General features: G+C 34.5%; 4 protein-coding genes and 1 pseudogene. 2 read left to right on the forward strand and 3 right to left on the reverse strand.

Translation table 11 applies throughout. The features are described from left to right. The coding region (locus JCM21738_RS20880; protein WP_031308302.1) for a helix-turn-helix domain-containing protein at positions 1 to 230 on the reverse strand (230 nt) is incomplete at its 3' end. A gap of 181 nt (positions 231 to 411) precedes the next feature. On the opposite strand from JCM21738_RS20880, the gene JCM21738_RS20885 reads away from it, so the two are divergent. Further along, the gene (locus tag JCM21738_RS20885) at positions 412 to 684 is read left to right on the forward strand and encodes a hypothetical protein (RefSeq protein WP_023626843.1); all 273 of its coding nucleotides are present in this window, start codon (positions 412 to 414) and stop codon (positions 682 to 684) included. A gap of 500 nt (positions 685 to 1,184) precedes the next feature. Here JCM21738_RS20885 and JCM21738_RS20890 read toward each other — a convergent pair whose 3' ends face one another. Beyond that, complete coding sequence (locus JCM21738_RS20890) at positions 1,185 to 1,370, reverse strand: hypothetical protein (protein ID WP_023626842.1); 186 nt, start codon at positions 1,368 to 1,370, stop codon at positions 1,185 to 1,187. Between the two features lie 158 nt (positions 1,371 to 1,528). Next, positions 1,529 to 2,653, reverse strand: a complete 1,125-nt coding sequence (locus JCM21738_RS20895; RefSeq protein ID WP_035210138.1) for a hypothetical protein — start codon at positions 2,651 to 2,653, stop codon at positions 1,529 to 1,531. 1,018 nt (positions 2,654 to 3,671) lie between these two features. Between JCM21738_RS20895 and JCM21738_RS20905 the strand changes: the two are divergent. After that, positions 3,672 to 4,824, forward strand: a pseudogene (locus JCM21738_RS20905) (IS3 family transposase). Positions 4,825 to 4,853: the final 29 nt, after the last annotated feature.

Below are 4,853 nucleotides of genomic sequence, written 5' to 3' on the forward strand. Positions count from 1 at the left end.
TTATCTTTTAAAATATTTCCTTTGTTATTCATTCGGTCTGATATAGCCATCTTAACTAGATCGGGTAATTGTGATGTTACATTAGTATAAGTAGAAAAAACTAGTATATCTATAATAGACGCTGCACTTACATTGTATTCTTCGGCCAATTCTGATTTGTTTTTTTCTCCATTGGCAAAGCTAACACAAATTTCTATCACTTGCTCATCTGTAAAACTTCTTTTTGGCAACTTAACTCCTCCAATAAAATTCCATATTAACTACTATCTTATACCAATGTTTTCTATTTTGAGTATAAAAATTTGAGATTTTTTCAGTTAACATGAACTTGTGAATAATTAAAGAACATTTTAAAATTTCACAGTATTTTTAACCCTTAGGGTGCAAAGTGAAGAAAAGGAGAAGTGAATATTGGAGAAGGAAAAAATCCAGCCACATTGTGAGGTTTATCTTAAGCCATTTAAAAGAAACGATAAAGTTCACACCGATACATTGTCTAATCAAATCTTTCATGTTAAATGTTTTTACTTTAAGCCTGAATTTATTAAAGATACAGGCACATATGAGGAAATTGTAAATAAATATCCCCGATATAAAAAAGTATTTATTGTTTCTGATAAACCGGCAACCAGTCTAGCTTTAAGGGCTACTCTAAGAAAAAATTCTATAGATAGACTTAAGTGACAGATAATCAACACCAAAACATTATTATTGGAATAGAAAAACGCTCTGAGTTAAAAAACCGACTCAGAGCGTTTTTAGTCAATTTGTCATTAACCTGTGATTAATATACATCTTATAAGCTCCATATAAAAAAGCTAAACTGGCAATTGTAGATGAAATATTCCCCGGTATTCTAACTTTCAAAAGGACCGAATAGTATCAAAGAAGGTTATAAAACAACTCATCAATAAATGCCTTCATCGGACTAAAACCTATATTCAATAGAATCACCCCTTATTTTTATCGGTACTTTTTAGGGTGAACTATATTATAAGAATTTTAATATTGGTGTATTTGACAATTTAAAAATGCTATAGAACAAATTGTATTTATATGTTGGATCTTTCATTTTAGTTTATTCCTCTGATAAAGTATGCATCACTGGCTAATTCCGGCAATATGTACTCAGTTCCTTTCTTTAGCTACCTCTTTCTAAACATTTTTTAAGGTTAATGGACCCACTAGCTTTTATTTTCTTCTTTTTTGTCAAGTAATGTCACTGTAATCAAGTGACCTGTTATTAAAGAAAGCAGTATACAAACTGGCTCTAATTCATCAAGAATTGGTTTAAAAGAAACCCAAACAACAATATTGTAAATTATTAATGATATGATCATTAAGACTAATAAATAAAGTAGTTTATTCAAGCAATTACCACCTTTACTGAATGGGTGTTATTCTTATATCTATTACCATGAGTATAACTTTAAAGAATAAAAAAACCACTAGTTTTTTATAAAATTCTAGTGGTTTATCTTTTAAATCATTTACCAGGTGAAATACTTTTCCTTCGATGCTACTTTGGTTACTGGTGAAGTATTCCAAGAATCAAAAACAACAGTCGCTGACTGGCCAGAAGTGTCGATGCCTTATTATCAGGGAAAATGTGTATACTACCACCTGTAACTGTTAATACCTGTGATTGGGTAGGATCTTTTATCGTGTAGTTCCACTTTCCATAAGAAGTACTATTATCTACCACCGATATGGAACTCCAATTTTGTTGGAAAGTGTAACTTGCACTTGTTGTTAGACCATCCGAACCATATCCTGCTCCGATGGTAAAACTTGAAGAACCAGATGACCCTGAGTTTACAGGCTTGTGCTCCACCATTTTAGAGCTGTTAAGATCATTGAGATCTGGCTGATGTACAATAGTAACAGCTTCAGTTTGATATTTACAAGCATAGTTAGAATTGGAAGAACATAATTGGGCACCAGGATTAACTTGTACAGAACTACCTAAAGATAAAAATTTGTCATATGAACCATTTGAAACTAGCGCTTTTTTTATGTTGTAATTCAACCGTATTGTTCCATAAGGTGCTGCGTAAGTAGCAGCTTGGTCAATTTGAACATTTGACCAGTTATATGCGGCAATAGAAAATAAATTCTGTTTTCTATTAATCTCTTCTTCCACATAATCTAAAGTATCATCAATCGCATCAATTACAGTTTGTAGCTTAATAAGACTTTCATCAATTTGGGTAATTTCTACATTTTCTTCAATATATCCATTTGGATCAACATTAACAGTTATCTCTCCACTAAAACGTGGAGCATTTGCCCGTGAAACTAACCACTCCAGGATAATCGATTCCGGTTTAGATACATCATCAACAGTAGCAATTAGGTCAAATTGAGATGCAAGTTGTGGATTCAGCTGAGAGTCTTTGACTGCCTTACTTTTCTTCAGAAGTAAAACGTTAATTTTGTCTTCACGCTTACCACTATTTAGAGAAACTTTTTTCTTATTTCCTTTGATATTACCCCTCTCAAGTGACTTCGCATCAAATTTCAGACTACTTTTATTAATAATGTTTATTTCTTTCTGTACATGTTCTGTAGCAGAGGCACTTGCTGAAAATAAACCTTGAAATAACATAATGAATAAAATTAGTGTTGTAGTGAATGATTTAAGGAAATTCATTGTTCTCCTCCTCGGAAGGTTTTGTTGTTAATATCTAAAAATTACCGGACTTGATTTTAAAAGCTTATAATTTGTGCAATTTTAAACGCTCTTGAATGTTTATGATGGTCCCCAAGCCGAGAGGCAAAGTTGACTTTAGCATAAAGAACTATACCTACCAGACAGATATTCCTTCAAGGTTCTAATCATAAACATGGTGGTTTCAAGCTATTTCTCTCCACTAAAGAAAAACTTATAGAAAACTATAAACTTTTTTCATCACTAATATTTTATTAGTGATAATATTCTGTTTTTTCAGTAGTAACGTTACTAGAACCTACATTACCAACAATTCCTTTATTTATCATCAATATAGTAAAAAAACACTACTACTTTAGTTTGGGAATTTTTTTGACAAGAGGTCTATGAAAATTCCTATTTAACTGTTTTTTGAACTGAATAATCAAGGTTGCTACATGTTTCTCCCCCAATAAACCTTCTTGATACTGCAAATGATGGTTACTATACTGTTTTACTTTCAAATAATTGAAAAAAAAAATAAATAATTGATATCGGAACAACTTGGGAATTTTTTGTGTTGTTTGCAAAATAGAAGTGCTGGAGTTTTCTTGGATGCGCAAATAAATTAAGAACAGGGAATACTGGCAAAAGCTAATTACAAAGAAGTATATACTTAAAGGCGGCCATCATGGTTCAGGAAATTTCTGTTTTATACTCAAAACAGAAATCTTTACTTTCAACGAAGTTTGCATATATCTTTATTAAAAGCCTTGACATAGCCTAATCAGAATATCACTCTATATACTTTTTACTCCCATCTGGATATAAATCATACACTCCAAATTCATCCATTGTACGTATGGGTAAACCTTTTTCACGTTGTCTTCTTATTTCCTCTCTTATTTGTTCTTTTAAAATTGCTTCTGTTATTCCAATTGGAGTATCAATATGATGCTAGACTAAAAAGTAGACACAGATTGTTATAATAAATATATCAACTATAACGAGGTGTGTCGGTATGGCAAAAGGCAAGCGGTACGAGGAATCATTTAAAATTGAAACAGTGAAGTACATCAATGAACACAATAAATCAGTAGCTCAGACGGCTAGAGAAGTTGGGGTGAATGAGAACACGTTACATGGCTGGATCAAAAAGTATGGCAAGCAGCCAGAAGTTAAGAGTGGGCAAACCTTCTCTTCATCAGAGGCCGAACTAAGGGCGCTCAAAAAGGAAGTACGCGACTTGCAGGAGGAGAATGACATCTTACAAAAGGCGATGCACTACTTCGCAAAAGACCCTCGGTAAAATATGAATTCGTTCATAAGAATCGCTCCCGATTCCGAGTGGAGAAGATGTGCAAAGTCCTGGGAGTTTCCAAAAGCGGCTACTTCAAATGGTTAAACCGGCCAAAAAGCGACAGGCAGAAACAAAATGAGAAACTAACTCAAGAGATCCTTCAGACTCATTTGGAATTCAAGCAACGGTACGGCAGCGTAAAGATAGCTAAAACCCTGAACAGACGCGGTGTAAAGGTAAGTGAGCGTACGGTTTCGCGTATCATGACAAAGAACCAATGGAAGTCCTGTACCGTCAGGAAATACAAGGCAACGACGAACTCAAAGCACCAGCATCCAGTAAGTGAAAATGTCTTGGATCGTCAATTTAAAGCAAGCAAACCGAACCAGTTATGGGTAACGGATATCACCTACATCCCGACCAATGAGGGCTGGTTGTATTTGGCGACTGTAATGGATTTATATTCTCGTAAAATTGTAGGCTGGGCTATGGATAAGACCATGACAAAGGAGCTAGTCCTCTCAGCGTTAAAGATGGCGTACAAGCGTCAAAAGCCAGGGAAAGGCGTCGTTCACCACTCTGACCGGTGAGTTCAATATGCCTCCTTAGAGTATCAAGCATTATTGAAAAAGTACGAGATGGTAGGAAGCATGAGCCGAAAAGGAAACTGTTACGACAACGCTTGTATCGAGTCCTTTCACGGTATTCTTAAGCGTGAGCTCGTTTATCAAACCAAGTATATTTCTAGAGAAGATGCCAAGAAATCGTTGTTCGAGTACATTGAGTTTTTCTACAATTCCAAAAGGATCCATTCGACCCTGGCTATCAAACGCCAAATGAATTTGAACAAATGAACGGAACTCCTGCGGCCTGATTTTACCTTCATAAAAGTTAAACCGCTCT

This window comes from Mesobacillus boroniphilus JCM 21738, assembly GCF_000517385.1.
GTDB classification, from domain to species: Bacteria; Bacillota; Bacilli; order Bacillales; family Cytobacillaceae; genus Mesobacillus; species Mesobacillus boroniphilus.

What these genes read in the sequence shown, in the direction of transcription:
- JCM21738_RS20895 (WP_035210138.1), bottom strand. Translation starts at nt 2,653, where the DNA reads ATGAATTTCCTTAAATCATTCACTACAACACTAATTTTATTCATTATG.